Consider the following 17,344-nt stretch of genomic DNA (forward strand, 5'->3'; position numbering starts at 1 on the left):
AACTTTTTCACTACTTGCTCATTCGTGTGCTCTAAGACCGATTTGCGATGCAAGGTCGGTAATTTCTGCCTTCTTGTTTTTTAAAAAGCCACATGGAAATTGCGCTGCCTGCTTTCGTCTCATTTGTTGCCTCACTTCTCACACTTTTCTCTGGCTTTGGGCTGGGCACACTGCTCTTTCCAGCTTTTGCACTTTTTTTCCCCGCTGAACTTGCTGTTGCCACTACTGCTGTGGTGCATTTTCTCAACAATCTCTTCAAGCTTGCTTTCTTAGGGAGATTTGCGGACAAAGAGGTTGTCTTGAAATTTGGTCTGCCTGCGATTGCCGCTGCATTTTTGGGCGCACAGCTTCTCTCTCTTCTTTCAGACATTCCACCTCTGTTTCGCTATACCGCACTGGGTATTGGTGGAGAGATCTCGCCTCTCAAGCTGGTTCTTGGTCCTGTGATGCTGGTCTTTGCCTTGATTGAGTTTTCCGATCGTGAGCACCGCTTCAGCTTCGACCGCCGATACCTGCTGCTTGGTGGGATTCTGAGTGGTTTTTTTGGAGGCTTGTCTGGTCATCAAGGGGCTTTGCGCACGATGTTTCTTCTGCGATGCAACTTGGAGAAAAAAGCCTTCCTTGCTTCAGGCATTGCGATTGCTTGCTTGATTGACATATCACGCCTTACGGTTTATCAACATCGGTTTTCTACTACTCTACTTTCCGAAAATCTGCTTGCAATTGGCTGCTCGATTTTATCTGCGTTTTTAGGCGTCACCATCGGCACACGTCTTCTCGAGAAGGTAACGATGAAAGCCATTCAACGCACTGTAGCGGCGATGTTAATTGTTTTTGCACTGCTTCTGATGGCGGGTCTTATTTGAGTTGGCACAGCTCCTTACGACAGCGGCAATTCAACAGTAAAAGTTGTGCCTTTGTTTTTTCCTTCAGAGTGCGCCCAAATTGTGCCACCGTGTAGCTCGACCAGCTGTTTGGCAATAGAAAGACCTAAGCCTGTTGAAGACTCTCCGCCTGTTGGTTTTGCAGAAAGTCTTTGAAAGCGCTTAAACAGCTTTTGCATATCTTCTTCCGTTAAGCCTTGCCCTTCATCTTGAACTACAATTTGCACGACAGGTAGATTGAGTTTTTCCCCTCTTTCTTGCCGCCTTAGATGCACCCATATTTCTTTTTCAGGGTAGGAATACTTGATAGCGTTAGAAATCAAGTTTTCTATCACTTCACTTAGGCGACTTTCATCGACCGATACTGTAATACCTTCTTCAATATTTTCTTTTAGTTGAATGCGTTTCTTTACGGCACACGGCTCATAACTTGCTACGATATGCTGCGTTAGCTGGCTCAAATTGATGCGCTTGCGTTTTAGTTGAAGGTTTCCGCTATCCAGCACGCTCATTTCCAAAACCTGCTGCACAATGCTCAGCATTCGTTCTGCCGAGTCACGAATAAAGCACAGGATGCGCGTTTGTCGCTCAAGGTCAGCAGTTTGCAAGGCAATTTGCACCAATTCCAAGATGGCAGCCAATGGATTTTTGAGGTCGTGCGCTGCAATCGCCAGCAGCTCGCTTTTAAGCTGATTGGCTTCTCGAAGCTTCTGGTTAGCATCTGCCAGTTTTTCGTTTGCCTCAACTAACTCAATATTTCTTAGTCGATAAATCTCTGCTTCCTGCTGGGCTTTTTCGACCTCATACTGCACTGATAGCGTATGAATTCGCTCTTCGGAGCGCTCTTTGAGCAACTGCACATTTATATGCTCATAGAGTTTGAAATATTCAAATGCTTGCTTGACATCGCCTTGCGTTTCGTAGCATTCCGATATTGCCTTGCACGCCTCTGCCACATACCGCTTCGAGCCAATTTGTGCCGCAAGGCTTTTGGTTTGTAGAAGATATCTTAAGGCACTCTGCCTTGCATCTGCATCGTGCTTTTGTTTGGCGTATAGATTGCCGATGTTGAGCAACGTTTCTACCTCAAAGAATGTATCACCCGCTTGACGAGTCAGGCTCAAACTTTTTTCATAGCACTGCAAAGCTTTCTCATACTCCCCTCTTTTCGCCCAGAGCAAACCTAAGTTGTTCAGAGCGTTGGCTTCGCCTTGCTTATCACCAAGTTCGGCATAGATTTTCTGGCTTTCTTGATAGCAGCGTTCTGCCTCTGCCTCTTCTCCTAACTCAACATAAACTAGCCCAAGATTACTGAGCGCGTGTGCATAACCTTGCAGATTCAGATGCTCGCAAAATCCATCTAAACCCTTCTGAGCGTACTCCTTAGCCTCCTTATACTTACCTGTTCGGTAATAGATAATACCAATGTTTGTGAAAGTTGCCGCTTGACCTTCCTTGTCTCCAATTTCTTCTCGGATTTGCAGGGCATTCAGGTAGTAGGAGAGCGCTGTAGGATAATCTTCCAAGCGCAGGTATAAGTTACCGATGTTATTTAGGCTAATTGCGATACCCTCTTTGTCGCCCAGCTGCTTGCGCAGCTCAACAGCGCGCAAGTGGCAATTCAGTGCTTCAACATTTTTTCCCAGTCGCTCCAGCGTGTTTCCGAGCCAGTTAATTGCTTTTGCTTCACCGAGTTTATCACCCAGTTCAACCATTTTCTTGCGAGCTTCTCCCAAGCATTGGTAGGCTTCCCCGAAGCTGGAGAGCACCCACTGTGCCACACCTTGATGAAGCAAGCTATATGCTAACCCTCTCTGATAGCCGTTTTGCTCGGATAACTGCTGTGCAGCCCTTGCATCTTGCAACGCTTGCTTTGGGTTTTGAAATCGCTTCGCCCAGCTCCGTTCATTTAGCTCATCAATCTGTCGAATGCAGCTCCACAATTCGTGTGTCTTTGCTTGTTGCTCCATACACCTACCTGCGCCTCCTTTCTCGTTAGGGTTTTTTGATGCATGGCTAAGCCTGAGCTATGCGACTGCAACGCTCGGTTCGGAATCTATCGGGAAGATACGGCAAATCTCTTGAAACGCGAGAGGTTGCTACAAAGCTGCATCAGATGTTTTTCAAGCCTTGAACCTATTTGGGCTGTTTCATTTCTCTCAACGCATAACAATGCCAAATTGCAAGATGTTAGGCGAAATGGTAGTGCGTCCAAAGGCACGATTGTGGTAATCGAAATAAAAGCTAAGGGTAGGTGATGCGAAGAATTCAAAACCAATGGAGAGTTGCAAGTAGGATTCGTCACCGACAAGACGAATTGGTCGATCGCGCTGAAAATTCTCAATGATGCCAACAGGGCTTTGAAAATCCAGTGTTATGACACCGTTCAGTGAAGCACGCAGCATTAGTTCCTTTGCTGCAGCAATACCAAACTCAGCTCTGAAAGGCACTTGGTCGCCAAACTCCCCTCCTCGTAACCGAAATCCCACATCCATCGTGAAGGAACTGGGTGCGCTGCCAATTTTTTGCTGTATACCAAGTAGCGCACGCAGCTCATAATCCAAATAACCTGTGCCTGTTGGCACACGCAATGTTACATCACCGGTTGGAAATTTGATGCCCAGCTGTGCCGACAAACTGATGCCTTCGCTACTCAGGATAGGGCGAATAATTGCGTATCGTGCTGCCAGCCATGAATCATCAAAGCCGCTTGCTTCTACTCGAAAGAGCCGCTCAGCTGGCAACAGACGTGGGTTGAGATTGTCAATATAGGTAAACTGAATGAAGCGATAGCCGAGCCGTGCAACCACTGTCAACCGTTCCGCCAGTCCATATTCGTAGTGGAAGGCAATGAGCCGTTCTGAGAATCGTCCATCGCTCAGTCGCTCTCCTGAAAACAGCGGGCGGCGAAATCCATCTTCAGCAAATTCATCGCTACCGTCAAGGAAGAGAGACTCAAACTGAAAGTATGAACGCCCTAAAGGCTGGGGCTCCACTCTTGCTGCTAAGCGCACTTGCGCACCCAGCACAACTGGCACGCATAGCAGCACAAACGAGGTTGCAAGTCGGCTCAGTATCCCCATTCTTTGCGTCAAGAATTCGCCGCAAAGATAACGCCCTACTGCATGGCTATCAAGCCCAATTTCCTTACTCTTTCAGAAGTAATCCTGAATCTCAATACCAACCTTAAATTCTGACGCCCTGTTGTCTTCACTTGCATTGTGCCCATTCAGGGACGCACTACTGAATGTTTGTCCATTCCCACAGGGCGCGTTGGGCTGGGTCAGTATGTGCTCCTGCACTTGTGGGTAGATGTAGGTGTCGCCCTTGTAGTTTTTCATCACGACTTCCTTGTCATCCATCTTTTGGATGTAGTGTGGCAAGAGTGGAATTTTGCCGCCACCGCCGGGCGAGTCAATCACAAAGTGCGGCACCCCTAAGCCAGAAATATGCCCGCGCAAGGCTTGAATAATTTCCAGCCCTTTCTCGACACGCGTGCGGAAATGCTCTGTGCCACGCACAATGTCAGCTTGGTAGATATAGTAAGGTCGCACACGCATTTTCAGCAGCCCTTTCATTAGCTCTTTCATCGTCTCTGGGTCATCATTGACCCCTTTCAGCAGCACTGCCTGATTGCCAACTGGAATACCTGCATCCACCAAGCGCTCACAAGCCAGTTTGGCTTCTGGCGTGAGTTCTCTTGGGTGATTGAAGTGCGTGTTTACATAGACAGGGTGATACTTCTTGATGATATTCACCAGACGCTTGGTAATGCGCTGAGGCAATACACAAGGGATTTTTGTGCCAATGCGGATAATTTCCACATGCGGAATTTCGCGCAGTGACTTTAGGATGAATTCAATGCGTCGGTCGGAGAGTGTCAGCGGGTCACCGCCCGAGAGCACCACATCACGAATTTCTGGATGTGCCTTGATGTAATCTAGACCAGCTTGGAGATACTTCAAGCTAATTTTTGACGCATCTGAAACCTTCCGCTTGCGCGTGCAAAAGCGGCAATACACGGCACACTCGTGGGCAACAAGGAAGAGCACACGGTCAGGATAACGATGCGTGATACTAGGCACGGGCGAATCGCGCTCCTCATTAAGTGGGTCATCTACACCACAACCTTTAATCAGCTCGTCTCGGCTGGGCACGACCTGCCTATAAATCGGGTCCCCCTTTTCTTTGATTAGCGAGGCGTAATAGGGGTTGATGCGGATGTTAAATTCTTTTTCCAGCTCCTTCATCGTCTCGAGGTCTTCTCCCCAGATGCGATGTACCTCTTCTGGCGTTTCAATGCTCTTAGCTAAGAGCGTTTTCCAAACTGTGTCCTCATCTTCTTCTTTGGGCGGCTGCTCAGTGTGAAGTGTTAGCAACTTCTGCTCCAAAGACTTCTTCACTAAGGTGCGAGACTTTCTTACGCGATGAGTTGGAGCCGTTACCAGCGTTACCTCTTCTGCAAGTGTCTCTTTCGTAACGGTCAGATTTTGGCGAGTCGACATAGAAAGTGGCGTTTAGTTTTCGTCAAACCTTTGCCCTTTCTTAGTCAACTCTAATGCCAATTTTTCTCGCCTTCCTTGCTTTGAGGGCGTCTCTCGAGGCTTGTACAATCAAGGGGCTTTAGGCAGGCTGTTTTTTATGCTTTGCACTGCTCAGTGCATATTCTCACAATGAGAAGCACAACCAAACTTTTTTGCTTAAATCATTTCACTTTGACGTGCTCCATGCCTGCAGTGATGCTTTTTGCATACCTTTTGAGCGATGTTGTGCAGAGCAAAGCAAGGTAGTAGTCCTCTTTCTCTGTCATTAGCGACCTTTGTGAATCTGTCTCGTCGTTATACCCGACAAGATGCAAAGTGGAGTGAATTGTAACACGCAGCAACTCAGCTATAAAACTCTGCCTGTATCGGCGTGCATTGCGCCGCACTGTATCGAGCGAAATGTAAAACTCGCCCTCTACAGCGCTGCCTTCATTAAGGCGAAAAGAAATGGTGTCGGTAGCGTAGTCGTGTTGGAGATACTGCTGGTTTATCTTTTTGATAAATCGGTCGCCACAATAGACTGCAGAAATCATTAGGGGTGTGTGCTGCTCTTCATACAGCACGGCTGCAATTGCACTTTTTAGGGCTTTCTTTGGCAACCACTGCCTTGTTGTGTTGAAAATCTCAACAGTGGAATTATCTAATTTCAGCAAGCTTATGCTCCGTTAAAGCATATGCTCCGTTAAAGCAAGCTGCACAGCACAGCCGATGACTTCCCCTGCAAGTTTAAGTAGGTCTTTTGAGAGCAGGTCTTTGTCCACATTAGCGTAGTAAGTTACGCCCGCATCTTTGCTTACAATCAGACCAGAGATTTTAGTGCCATTTTCTGCAAACAAAATCACTTCACCGAGTTCTTCACTGACTACATAGCCGGTGCAAAAGTGCAGTTGCAGAAGGCCTAGTGGCGTGTAGACCTGAACTAGGTTACCAATGCGGTTTCCTATCTCAAGCTCAGGGTAGATTTCCAGCGCCACCTTTCGCCTGCTAGTCAGGTCTTCCACCTCTATGCGCATGTGATTATGCTCGACCGCTGGTTCTTTCGCCTTTAGCGCTTTCGCAATTTTCCGAATATCTTTCTTGGTAAACTTGTAGCTCATCTCCCGATTCGTTTAGGCGTTGGTCAAGGATTTCTTAGGTAACTGGTGTTTCAAAATGGTGACGGTGTTACTTGCCCTAATGCAATTGCAAGTCCAACCAAAGCAGCTACAACTGCAGCGAAGATACCGAAATTTCGTGGTGTAAAAATCGGCTCAAGCTCAGCCGTCGTTATGCGCAGCGAGTCGGGCGGTGCGAGCACTGCTGGCAGCGATTCACCTGACACTATCTTCTCCTGCTCCCCTTTTGCCGTCTGCGGCACTGCGTCTTCTTCACTCTTTACTCTGGGCTGCTGCTTAGAGGTTTGTTCCTTTGTTTGCTGCATCCATGCAGCTTGTGAAGTCAATGAATCACCACTTACGCTCTCCTCTTTTCGGGCTTTGCTTGCAGAGAACTCGGCACACTCCTTCTCTTTTTGCTCCAGATACTTCCGCTCTGACGCCGTAAGAATAGCCTTCGGTACTTGTCTTAGTCTTAGAAAAAGTGAATCCTTACACGGGTCTCTCCATGCATTCTCTTGCGCAAAGAGCCTCAGTGGCAGCAAAAACAGCACTGCTACTGCAGCATGTTGCCATTGCATTTGTCTTGCCTATGTTTTTCAGAATATACAAAAGCCTTTACAGGCTTGCTAACTCAGGCTGCGGTTGGAAGCCTAAAGAACACTAAATTTCGAGCACTATCTCTTGCATGGTTTCCTGAAAAACTGCACTTTTGCTTGAAGGTCAGGCTTTTGCAAGAAAGGGGTTAGAGATGCGTAACTTTCTGTTAAGCTGCTTCTCAAATCTGGGATTCTTTGTGCAGTCTCCTTATGCTGTGAAGCCTGTTATTGCTTAGTGCGTAGAATTAAACTTGCAAAAGCAACTTTTTGTCAGTTACATACTGACTTCAACACTCTGATTGCAGCCTTGATGCAGAAACTGTATAATGTTGCTGCGTATATCGGCTCACGGCTGGTGCGGCACTCCTCCGATATGAGCCAGCCAAGTTTTCTTTCCCAGAAGATTCAGCAAGGTGAGATTCAAAAGATTCTCATCGTGGCGCTCCAGCAGCTAGGTGATAACCTTGTCTTTACCCCCACACTTAGAGCGATTGTGGAGCAATTGGGGCACTTGCAAATTGATATGCTGGTCAACTCTGTCGGGTATGAAGTCTACAAGAACGTGCCCCAGATTCGGCGATTCTATGTTGATCACACTTGGTATTGGGGGAAAGGGGAGCGGCGATTGCTCCCTCTCCTAAAGCTACTGGCCAAGATTCGCAAAGAGCAATATGACCTTGCTATTTTGGATGCCACTTGTGTTGCGCTCAAGTATCCCACGATTACCTACCTGACAGGGGCTCGCTATCGCTTAGGTATTGATCAACACCAGCGCGGTTTTCTAAACAACATCCGCATCTCCTATCAGCACCACCTCAATCTGGTTGAGCGAAACCTCGCCCTTCTTTCCTTTTTGGGCCTTACGCGTCCTTCTTCTAAGCTCTGGCTTGTTACCTCCGAACAAGATAGGCTTTCGGCCGCTCAACTGATGCAGTCTATTAAATCCTCTTCCTCTGACAAGGTCATTGTGATTCATCAAGGCAGCAATTGGTCCTCGAAGCAGTGGTTTAGTGAACGCTGGGTTGCTTTGTCGCAGCGCTTACTTACGCTGCCTGAGACTAAACTTGTCTTCACGGGTGCTGAACGTGAGCGTGCACAAGTTGACGCAATTGTCTTGCAGCTTAAGAGATCAGACCGCGTTTTTTCACTTGTTGGTAAAACTTCGATTCACATCCTTAAAGAGTTTATTGCGCTGGCTGACCTCTTTTTGACGGTGGACACAGGCCCAATGCATATCGGTAACTGCACCGATACGCCAATGGTGGTTCTGGCGAGTGCGATTGATTATGAAAATTTCTGGATTCAGCCTTCGGAGCGGGTTATCGTTCTACGCAAAGAAGTCAGTTGTAAATATTGCCGTGCTGAGGTCTGTCCTTTGGGCACAAAGGAATGTATGCGACTTATCGAGGTGGATGAGGTATTTGAGGCTGCACGGTATCATCTAACAAAGTTGCGCAATGCTAACGCGTCATTATCAGATTTCTGAAGAAGCGCACGTCTTGTCCATCAACTTGCTCTCCCTTTTCTTCGACAAAACCAAGCTGATTTAAGCGATGGAGTATCGCTGTGTTCTTTTCAGGGTCGTTACCATGAATCTCCACAAGGAGATATCGAACGTGTCTCATTGCATTATGATGCGGGTAGGCAAACACTTCATGCTCAGCACCTTCAATATCCATTTTGCATAGGTCAATCGTCTCACCTCTAAAGTAAGTTTCATAGAGCTCGTCGATAGTTATTCCTTGTATCATCATTACCTTGCCTTGCCGCCTATTGACTGGATTGTAGATGTTATCTGACGTACCACCTCTGCCCAGCTGCAAACACAGTGATTTTGCTTCACCGCACACGGCGGCGTTCAATGCCACAAATTCACACTCTAAGTTCTGACGCAAGTTGAACGTCATTCTGGAATGAGTGTAGGGGTTGAATTCTACTGCCACTACTTTTTTGAGTGGAATCTTGCGATGCTGCAGCATCAATGCAAAGCCTCCTCCATTTCCCCCCAAGTCCAAGACATTGATACTGTTTGGAAAGGTCATTTTTGCAAGAAATTGCTGATACATTGGAGATACCAGCACGTGGCGTGTGCCACTTTCATCACCAGCAGAATGATCAATCAGGATTTTCATTTCATCCAAGCAATACACATTCAGTCCATTTTTGCGGAACAAGAGACGAGAAAGCAGAAGTTGCCAGCGGTTATCAAACTTCCAAATTGATTTCAAGCCATCGAGCTTATCGGAAAGTGCCATAACTTTCACTGTGTTTCTGCTGCATAGTCGTTTAGCTTTCGAAGCGTTGCGTCAATTTGAGCGAGCATTTTCTTTGGCGCTCGAAAACGCACCTCGATGTACTCTCCATCGTAGTGCTTCTCAAGCACTTCTGCTTTGTCGTGCAAGAAGCTAATGAATTTGTAGTGCGACACATGCACCCTTACCTGTCTTTCCTGAAACTCTGCACTGATAATGCTGGTAATGCAAGATTTTAGCTGCTGAATTCCAATTCCTCGCTCTGCGGAGACAAACACGGCATTTGGATAGCACTCTCTTGCATGCGCAAAATCAAAGTCAGCGGGCAATTTATCCAATTTGTTGAAGACCGTGATAATCACTTTGTTTATGGCTTGAATCTCTGCCAGCGTTTGCTCTACGACCGCAATTTGTTCCCCGTAATTCGGGTGACTGGCATCAACCACGTGCAAGAGAATATCCGCATCACGCACCTCTTGCAGCGTAGATTTGAAACTCTCCACCAACTTATGTGGCAGCTTGCGAATGAAGCCCACCGTATCGGAGAGCAGCACTTGCTTATTTGGAGGCAACACCAGTTGCCGCGTGGTGGTATCTAACGTCGCAAACAGTTGATTTTCACCTCTGACATTCGCTCTTGGGCAGAGTGCATTCATTAGAGTGGTTTTGCCAGCGTTGGTATAACCTACTAGGGCAATGCGCATGGCGTTTTCACGCCACTTTGTTTGCGTCTGATGCTGTCTGTCGAACTCCCGCAATTTCCGCCGCAGTGTAGCGATGCGCTGCCAGACCAACCGCCGGTCAGTTTCAATCTGCGTCTCTCCAGGACCCTTTGTGCCGATACCCCCTTTTTGCTTTGAGAGGTGCGTCCACTGTCGTGTGAGACGTGGCAGAAAGTATTCAAGCTGCGCTAACTCAACTTGCAACTTGGCTTGGGCAGACTTCGCATGCACAGCGAAAATCTGCAGAATTAGCGCAGTTCGATCCAGAATCTTGCACTCGAGTGTGCGCTCCAAGTTGCGCACCTGCACAGGCGAGAGGTCTTCGTCAAAAATGACAACGTCAACCTGTTGCGCCTTGACAAAGGATGCCAGCTCACTGACTTTGCCTTTGCCAATGTAGAACGCAGGGTCTAACTCAGTTCGCTCTTGGATAATCTTGTGGAGAACGATTGCACCAGCTGTGTCCGCCAGTTGCTCGAGTTCATTGAGGTAGTCTTGCACTTGCGCTTTCAGCACCTCAGGTGGGCGGCTCACCCCAACCAAAACGGCTTTCTCGCGAGCGACTTTTGTATCCAATGTGGGCTTGTTTGGTTCGCAAAACTTCTTTTTAGCGCCTGAATTTAAGAAAAAACCGCTTTTGCGCAACGGCTTTCTCACATACTGCCTGCTTACGAGGAGCAAACATTGGTTTAGCTTACTTCTGCAGTGCTTCTAAATTGCTTGCGATTTTGTATCTTTTGTTTTCGTTTCCTTTAACCACTAAACCTTTCGAGCCTTGAACAACACGATTACACCGCTGAGCGACACCGAGCAAGAAATGATGCTCACCTTAGAACCGTCAGAATTTGCACCAACTATTGAGCAACGCTTCAAAGAAGTTCAAGCAAATGTGCAAATCAAAGGCTTCCGCAAAGGCAAAGCCCCGATGGAGATGATTCGTCGCCTAATGGGCAAGGAAATTGAAGCGGATGCAATTGAGCAGCTTGCCAGCAAGTTTTTCTCACAAGTTGTCGAGGAAAAGAAACTCAAACTTATCGGCAAAGCGCGCCTTCGGCACTTTGAGTATGTGCCTAATGAGAAACTCACTATTTATATGCAGTATGAAGTGCAGCCCGAGTTTGAGCTTAAACCTTTTGAAGATTACACCTTCACCAAAATTCAGTATGAAATTTCCGACGAGGATGTCGAGCAGGAAATCAAGCAGTTGCTTGCTGAGCAAGGCGTTTGGGTGAGCAAGGACGGCGCAGCAGAGGCAAACGACTTGGTTATTGCTGATATGCAAAAGCTTGACAGCTCTGGGCTTGCGATTATCGGTGGGCGTTATGAGCAGCAAGAATTCGTGCTTGCCAATATGCCCAGTGACAGCTCAATGAAAAAAGCACTTCTTGGCACTAAGGCTGGCGACGAGCGCTTCGTAGATGTGGAGCTTAGAAAAGAAGACGGCAGCTCAGAGCTTGTGCGCTTTAAAGTCTCCATTAAAGACGTCAAGCGACTGGACTTGCCTGAGCTGACCGATGAGCTTGCCAAAGAACTCTCTGGCGGCAAGTGCCAAACCACAGCTGAACTTCGCCAAGACATCCGCCGCACTTTGGAGCAATACTATGAAGAAAAATCTGAAGACGATTTGCTCGAGGAGATTGCACAGCGTTTCGTGAAGGACAATCCCGTCGCAGTTCCCCCTTCTCTTGCGCGCTCGTTTGAAAATCTCTTGGTTGATAATGCCCGTCAGCGCTTAGGTGGCAAATTTCCACGTGGTTTTAGTGAGGAAGCCTTCCGGCGAGACATCCACCCCAGCGCTGAATTACAAGCTCGTTGGGCACTCATTCGCTACAAGCTGGCTTCGCAGTATAACATTCAGGTTACAGCTGACGATTTTAGGGCTGAGGCTGAGAAAACTTCTGCGGCACTGGGTCTGGACGCTGGTCGCCTTCTGCAGGCATATTCTGGCGACTCGATGCGAGAATTTATCTACGACCGTATCTTGCGCGACAAGATTTATGACTTTCTCAAAACCAAAGTGAAAATTGTGTTGGAAAAGCGGCCACTTTCCAGCCTAAAAAATGCAGCGGCTAGCCAGCCTACTGAGCCCTCTCAATCCACTCTCTCCTCAGAATCGAACACGCAACCCTAGGCTTAGGGTGTTGAGAGTATTGCTCGGAAAAGCTTCGTTGCCACTGCCTATGCTTGCCACATCATCACGAAAGACATTGGCGAACCGCGCTGCCAGTTCTACTTGTGCCAAAATTTGGTAGCGCAGATTGACAAAAGCACGCTGCCCTCTGCCATTATGCGCATATACTGTAAAGGTTAGTGGCAAGTCGTTCTCAAAAGCATAGATTGCTGCATCAAACGAATCGGTCTGGAAGAAGGCAAGGCGCGCATCAATTGAAAGGCGCTGGTCAAATAAGTCCAAATTTATATCTTGTGCAATTAGCCAGCCTAAATTGCGTCGTGTGCCCTCTACCAGCTCTTGCGTAAAGTGTTTTACTTCCATGCGGGTGCGCAGTCGCACTTGCGGCGACAGCTCATAGACAAAGTCGGTGCGAATGCGCTCGGCGCGCTGCGGCGTGGCAATTCGGTATTCCCGCCCCGAAGCATCTACTTGTGTCAGGGCCTCCTCACGCGTCTTGGTTTGCAGGAGTGTCTCAATTAGGATGTCGCGGCGCGGCTTGTAGGAGACTTGCAGGAGCATGTCGTTTCCTGCCGATGGCAAAACCGTGTTAGATGCGATAAAAGGAAATTGGTAGTAGTCGTAATACGCCCGCAATTTCAAATCTGGCAACACTCGCAATTCTGCGCCTAGGTAGATGCCACGCTCATTGCGCCCCTGTGCTCCTCCACTCGTCTCTGAAAATGCATTGGCTCTGGACGAGTAGTATGCGGGTGCATAGTTTCGCACATGTATCACGCCTTTTACACCTTTTGCGAATTCCGTTTGCATACCCAGCATCCACGAGAGACTCCGCTGCTCCACCGAATATGCTGCCTCGCCAAACAGATTGAACTGATAGAAGAGATAATCCCAATCCAGCGATATGACATTTGACTGCTCACCTCGAAAGCGCATTCGGTTAAACAGTTCATCTTGCGGGATAAAAGGTCGGTCGTAACGTGTTTGATAAAATGATGCCCCGATGCTTATTAAATTCTCCAGTAGTTCCGTGTTCAGCTGTGCTCTTGCGCCAAATACCTGCTCGTCGATGTTGTGTTTGCGCGCAATCTGTGACTCTGTGCGGAAAATCCCGTCCAAGTTAAGGCTTGAGAAGGCCGTATCATTAGTTGTGCCACTGATTTTGTTGCGCGAGTAAAACCCAATCAAGGTGAGTATGCCCAGTTCTATTTCGGTGGCAACGCCACGAAAGTAGTTTTGCTCGGACGTAGAGGTGTAGGGTCGCACCTGCCTCAGCGACTGTTTGACGCTGGCTACGGCTTCTGGGCTTTTGAAAAATGCCCTTCCGCTTTGAATCGCCAGACCTTGTCCAAACGAAAGGTTGTAATCGCCAATCACGAGTGTCTTCAGCGCATAGAGGTCCCGCACCAGCAATGTCGCTGATGCAAAGTCTGAGAGCGAGACCTCGCCTACATCTTTTTCGGCTAACACAGAGACCATAAAGTTATCCGAGAGAAAACCCTGAATGCGGCTATAGAGGCGTGGCGGCGAGCCTTGATACGCTCCATTCTGGAATCCGACACGGTTTGGCGTTTCGAAAAGTGAGCGACCGATGTATTCCAGTGAGGCACGCTGCCAAAGCACTCCACGCCGTAGATCATCCAAAAATGAAGGTTCCTCGAGCTGGTCGGGTCTGATGCGTCCAACAGTCAAAAAGTCACGGATAAGCTCGTAGGTATCTTCATCAATGAGTGCGCGCAGTTCGGCAACCGCCTTAAATCCACCGTGCGTTCTGCGGTAAGCTAAAATTCTTTCCACGTCAAGTGCGGTGAGAAATGGCATCGAAAGCAACTTGGCTAAGCCTGCAGTATTCAGATTCACTTTTTGGCGGCGCAGCCAGTTAAATTGCTCCAAAAGTTCGCTGTTTCCACTTTGTTCTTCGGAGAGGTCAAGTAGGCGGTCTAAGGTTTGGCGACGCAGCGTCTCAATGCTATCTGCTGGGATGTTGCCGGATTGTGCAAAGAGCCGCATGGTGCATACACATACCAGCAGCAGTAGAGCACACGCACCAGTCACCCTTGCTGAAACCGCATAAATCCAGTGTTGCATTTGCAGTAGTAGAATTCCTCGCTCTGATTTTACTTGGTTCTATCGCTCCGTTTTATCTGGCAGGACCAGATGAAAAATATCCTTATTCCTTAGCGCAACTTTTCACTGGCTTCTGTAAAGGGAATGGTGCCAAAGATGTATTTTTCAAGGTAGCACAACCATCAATTCAGCCCAACACTATGCGATATACTTCACAAGCGATTGAAACGCTCATTGAAGAATTTGCCAAGTTGCCGGGCATTGGACGGAAGACGGCGCAACGACTGGCCCTGCACATTTTGCGCGAAAAAAAAGAGAATGTTGAACTGCTTGCAAAAGCTCTGATGGCTGCCAAAGAGCAAGTGATTTACTGCTCGGTCTGTCAAAATATGACAGATGCACACCAAGACCCTTGCCCGATTTGCTCCAGCCCGAAGCGCAATCGCTCGCTCATTTGCGTGGTAGAGTCGCCTAGCGATGTGATTGCTTTTGAGAAAACGAATCAGTATAATGGTCTTTACCACGTGCTTCATGGCACGATTTCGCCACTGGAAGGCATCGGGCCTGACGACCTTAAAATCAAGGAGCTACTGGCGCGCCTATCCACAATGAACCTTGAAAACGCCGAAGTGATTTTAGCCTTGAACCCTACGGTAGAAGGTGAAACCACGGTGCTTTATCTTACGAAATTGCTCTCACCTTTGAAAGTGCGGCTCTCCAGAATTGCTCGTGGCGTGCCAATCGGCAGTGAGCTGGAATACACTGATGAAGCGACACTTACACGCGCACTGGAGGGCCGTTCTGAGATTAAACCTTGAGTGCAACTTTCTTTGTGCTTTATCGCATAGCTTGCTACTCTTTAGTTGAACCAATCTCTTTCAGCAATGAAAAGGCTCTACCGCTCTTCGGAAGACCGCATTATTGGCGGCGTCGCTGCGGGTATCGGCGAATACTTCGATGTTGACCCTGTCTTTACCCGCGTCCTGTTTGTGCTTCTTGCTTTTCTCAGTGGTCTTGGCTTGCTTCTCTACCTCGTGCTCTGGATTATTATGCCGAAGCGCCCTTCACTTCTTGCCAATTCGACCGAAAGCACAGGCACAGTCACGACTGGTGTAGTCAGCTCAGTTCTTACACCTTCACCTCGGGAGCTGGAAGCAAAAAGAAAGCAGCGTACTACCATTGCAGGTATTATTCTAATTGTGCTCGGGATTTTAATTTTGCTTGATAGACTTATTCCAGAATATGCGGTGCCACTTGTTTTAATTGCCATCGGTGGCGTGCTTCTCTGGCAGGCTTTTTCAAAATCAGATTCTCAGTCGCTCCAGTAATTAACTCACTTTAACGAACTATGAAGCAGCGTAAGATTTTTCTGGGTTCATTTTTAGTTGTATCTGGCATTATCTTTTTTCTACGTAACCTCGACCTTTTTCCACTTGAACTTGGATATGCATCTCGATACTGGGCAGTGATCCTAATTCTCATTGGTGGCAGCTTGCTGATTGAGAACCAACTGCTCAAAGGTATTTTGACAGGTGGCGCTGCCGCCGTGCTGGCACTTGTCCTCTGGTCTTCCATCTTCAATTTCAAAGGTTTTTGGAAATCTCGAGTTACGGAAATTTCTGGATTTCCAAAATCTGCAAAATCTTACTTTCTCTCCGAAGATTTCGACTCCACCACTCAGCGCGTCAAGCTCAAAATTGATGCCGGTGTTGGTGAATACACACTTGCTGACACTACCACTGGCTATCTTATCCTTGCAGAAGCCTATACGAACTTTGGAGATTATGCCTTGAAGCGAGAGCGCCATCAAGGATACGATGAACTATCACTTAAAATCAAACCCGAGTCCGTTTCTTTTGGCTGGGGGATTTCCCTGAAAAACCGTGTTACACTTCAACTTAATCCCAACCCAATCTGGGAGTTAGAACTTGATGCAGGCGCTTCCTCTGTTGATTTTGACCTTAGTAAATTGAAAGTCGAGAAACTTAGTATTGGTGCTGGTGCTTCATCAGTAGATTTAAAGTTAGGCGATTTAGCAAAGGAGCTTTTTGTTCGAATTGACGCTGGCGCTGCGTCGCTGGATATCTCTCTTCCCAAAAGCGTTGGTTGCAAGATTGAAAGTCGTGGTGCACTTGCGAGCCATGATTTTGAGGGCTTTATGCGAAAAGGCAGAGACTACTACACTGAGAATTTTGAGTCCAGTGCCAAGAAAATTTACATTGATATTGATTCAGGTGTCTCGAGCATTTCCATTCATCGCTACTAAGTTTTACTCCTTTACGCTTCCCAAAGTCAAGCCACTGATGAGGTAGCGCGAAAGGCTGACAAACAACACGACGACTGGCACGCTTACCACGATAGCAGCTGCTGAATACAGCCCCCACGCTACCTCTAAATCGCTTTGGAAGGCTTTTAGCCCCATCGGCAGCGTAAATAAACTGGGATCTTGGATCAAGACAGCAGCTACCAGATATTCGCTCCAAGCAGTCATAAAGGAAAAGAGTGCAGTGATTGCCAGCGCTGGCTTTGCTAGTGGAAAAATAATTTTCCAAAATGTTTGGATTTCTGTGCATCCGTCAATTCTTGCCGCTTCTTCCAAGCTGCGTGGAATGGTATCATAAAATCCTTTCATTTGCCAGACACAAAAAGGCAGTGCAGTTGCTGTGTAAGCCACAATTAAACCTGAATAGGAATCATAAATTTCTAGCTTAATTAGCATGATGAAAAGTGGCAGCAGCAGCATCGTAACAGGGAACATTTGAGTTGCAATCAGTAAAATCATCGCAGGGTCGCGCCCGATAAACTTGTATCGGCTAAATGCATAGCCAGCCGTGGATGCCAGTCCAACTGAAACCAGCGTTACCACCAACGACACCAACATACTATTAAATGCCCACTTCAAAAAAGGATGTTTTGTAAAGATATCGACATAGTTCTGAAATGTTGCGCCTTCTGGAATTAACTCTAGCTTTGATGAAAAGAGGTTATTACTCGGTCTTAGTGAAATCTTGAAGACTTCAACAATTGGGAAGAGTGAAAAAAGGCAAAACA

At 47.5% G+C, this 17,344-nt stretch carries 16 protein-coding genes; 6 read left to right on the top strand and 10 right to left on the bottom strand.

Annotation, left to right across the window (positions count from 1 at the left end; all coding sequences use genetic code 11):
• The first annotated feature begins 92 nt into the window (after nucleotides 1-92).
• Complete coding sequence (locus NZM05_06395; GenBank protein MCS7013243.1) at nucleotides 93-866, top strand: sulfite exporter TauE/SafE family protein; 774 nt, start codon at nucleotides 93-95, stop codon at nucleotides 864-866.
• Nucleotides 867-880: 14 nt separating this feature from the next.
• On the opposite strand, the gene NZM05_06400 is transcribed toward NZM05_06395, so the two are convergent.
• From NZM05_06400 to NZM05_06425, 6 genes are all read right to left on the bottom strand, one after another.
• Complete coding sequence (locus NZM05_06400; GenBank protein MCS7013244.1) at nucleotides 881-2,854, bottom strand: tetratricopeptide repeat-containing sensor histidine kinase; 1,974 nt, start codon at nucleotides 2,852-2,854, stop codon at nucleotides 881-883.
• 189 nt (nucleotides 2,855-3,043) lie between these two features.
• On the bottom strand, nucleotides 3,044-3,967 hold the full coding sequence (locus NZM05_06405) for a hypothetical protein (GenBank protein MCS7013245.1): 924 nt from the start codon (nucleotides 3,965-3,967) through the stop codon (nucleotides 3,044-3,046).
• A gap of 72 nt (nucleotides 3,968-4,039) precedes the next feature.
• Nucleotides 4,040-5,389 (bottom strand): KamA family radical SAM protein, encoded by a 1,350-nt coding sequence (locus tag NZM05_06410; protein ID MCS7013246.1) that lies wholly within the window; start codon nucleotides 5,387-5,389, stop codon nucleotides 4,040-4,042.
• Nucleotides 5,390-5,589: 200 nt separating this feature from the next.
• Entirely contained in the window at nucleotides 5,590-6,078 is a 489-nt protein-coding gene (gene ybeY, locus NZM05_06415; GenBank protein MCS7013247.1) for an rRNA maturation RNase YbeY, read from the bottom strand.
• A 15-nt stretch (nucleotides 6,079-6,093) separates the two neighbouring features.
• Complete coding sequence (locus tag NZM05_06420) at nucleotides 6,094-6,525, bottom strand: hypothetical protein (protein MCS7013248.1); 432 nt, start codon at nucleotides 6,523-6,525, stop codon at nucleotides 6,094-6,096.
• A gap of 50 nt (nucleotides 6,526-6,575) precedes the next feature.
• Nucleotides 6,576-7,103 carry a hypothetical protein gene (locus NZM05_06425; protein ID MCS7013249.1) on the bottom strand — a complete coding sequence of 176 codons (528 nt, stop codon included), beginning with the start codon at nucleotides 7,101-7,103 and terminating at the stop codon, nucleotides 6,576-6,578.
• Nucleotides 7,104-7,431: 328 nt separating this feature from the next.
• Between NZM05_06425 and NZM05_06430 the strand changes: the two genes are divergently transcribed.
• Entirely contained in the window at nucleotides 7,432-8,607 is a 1,176-nt protein-coding gene (locus tag NZM05_06430) for a glycosyltransferase family 9 protein (protein ID MCS7013250.1), read from the top strand.
• Here NZM05_06430 and NZM05_06435 read toward each other — a convergent pair.
• A complete protein-coding gene (locus NZM05_06435; GenBank protein ID MCS7013251.1) occupies nucleotides 8,582-9,376 on the bottom strand; it encodes an FkbM family methyltransferase in 795 nt (264 codons plus the stop codon). The two genes, NZM05_06430 and NZM05_06435, sit on opposite strands and share 26 nt — an antisense overlap.
• Before the next feature lie 5 nt (nucleotides 9,377-9,381).
• The gene (gene hflX, locus NZM05_06440; GenBank protein ID MCS7013252.1) at nucleotides 9,382-10,671 is read right to left on the bottom strand and encodes a GTPase HflX; all 1,290 of its coding nucleotides are present in this window, start codon (nucleotides 10,669-10,671) and stop codon (nucleotides 9,382-9,384) included.
• A 199-nt stretch (nucleotides 10,672-10,870) separates the two neighbouring features.
• On the opposite strand from hflX, the gene tig reads away from it, so the two are divergent.
• Nucleotides 10,871-12,226 (top strand): trigger factor, encoded by a 1,356-nt coding sequence (gene tig / locus NZM05_06445; GenBank protein ID MCS7013253.1) that lies wholly within the window; start codon nucleotides 10,871-10,873, stop codon nucleotides 12,224-12,226.
• Here the strand turns inward: tig and NZM05_06450 are convergent.
• Nucleotides 12,203-14,314 carry a helix-hairpin-helix domain-containing protein gene (locus NZM05_06450; GenBank protein ID MCS7013254.1) on the bottom strand — a complete coding sequence of 704 codons (2,112 nt, stop codon included), beginning with the start codon at nucleotides 14,312-14,314 and terminating at the stop codon, nucleotides 12,203-12,205. The two genes, tig and NZM05_06450, sit on opposite strands and share 24 nt — an antisense overlap.
• Nucleotides 14,315-14,493: 179 nt before the next feature.
• On the opposite strand from NZM05_06450, the gene recR reads away from it, so the two are divergent.
• From recR to NZM05_06465, 3 genes are all read left to right on the top strand, one after another.
• Nucleotides 14,494-15,111 carry a recombination mediator RecR gene (recR, locus tag NZM05_06455; GenBank protein ID MCS7013255.1) on the top strand — a complete coding sequence of 206 codons (618 nt, stop codon included), beginning with the start codon at nucleotides 14,494-14,496 and terminating at the stop codon, nucleotides 15,109-15,111.
• A gap of 66 nt (nucleotides 15,112-15,177) precedes the next feature.
• Complete coding sequence (locus NZM05_06460) at nucleotides 15,178-15,621, top strand: PspC domain-containing protein (GenBank protein MCS7013256.1); 444 nt, start codon at nucleotides 15,178-15,180, stop codon at nucleotides 15,619-15,621.
• Between the two features lie 20 nt (nucleotides 15,622-15,641).
• Nucleotides 15,642-16,559, top strand: coding sequence for a DUF5668 domain-containing protein (locus NZM05_06465; protein MCS7013257.1), 918 nt, complete (start codon nucleotides 15,642-15,644; stop codon nucleotides 16,557-16,559).
• A 3-nt stretch (nucleotides 16,560-16,562) separates the two neighbouring features.
• Here NZM05_06465 and NZM05_06470 read toward each other — a convergent pair whose 3' ends face one another.
• Nucleotides 16,563-17,174 (bottom strand): carbohydrate ABC transporter permease, encoded by a 612-nt coding sequence (locus tag NZM05_06470; GenBank protein ID MCS7013258.1) that lies wholly within the window; start codon nucleotides 17,172-17,174, stop codon nucleotides 16,563-16,565.
• Nucleotides 17,175-17,344 lie beyond the last annotated feature (170 nt).

This window comes from Chloroherpetonaceae bacterium (assembly GCA_025056565.1).
GTDB lineage: Bacteria > Bacteroidota > Chlorobiia > Chlorobiales > Thermochlorobacteraceae > Thermochlorobacter.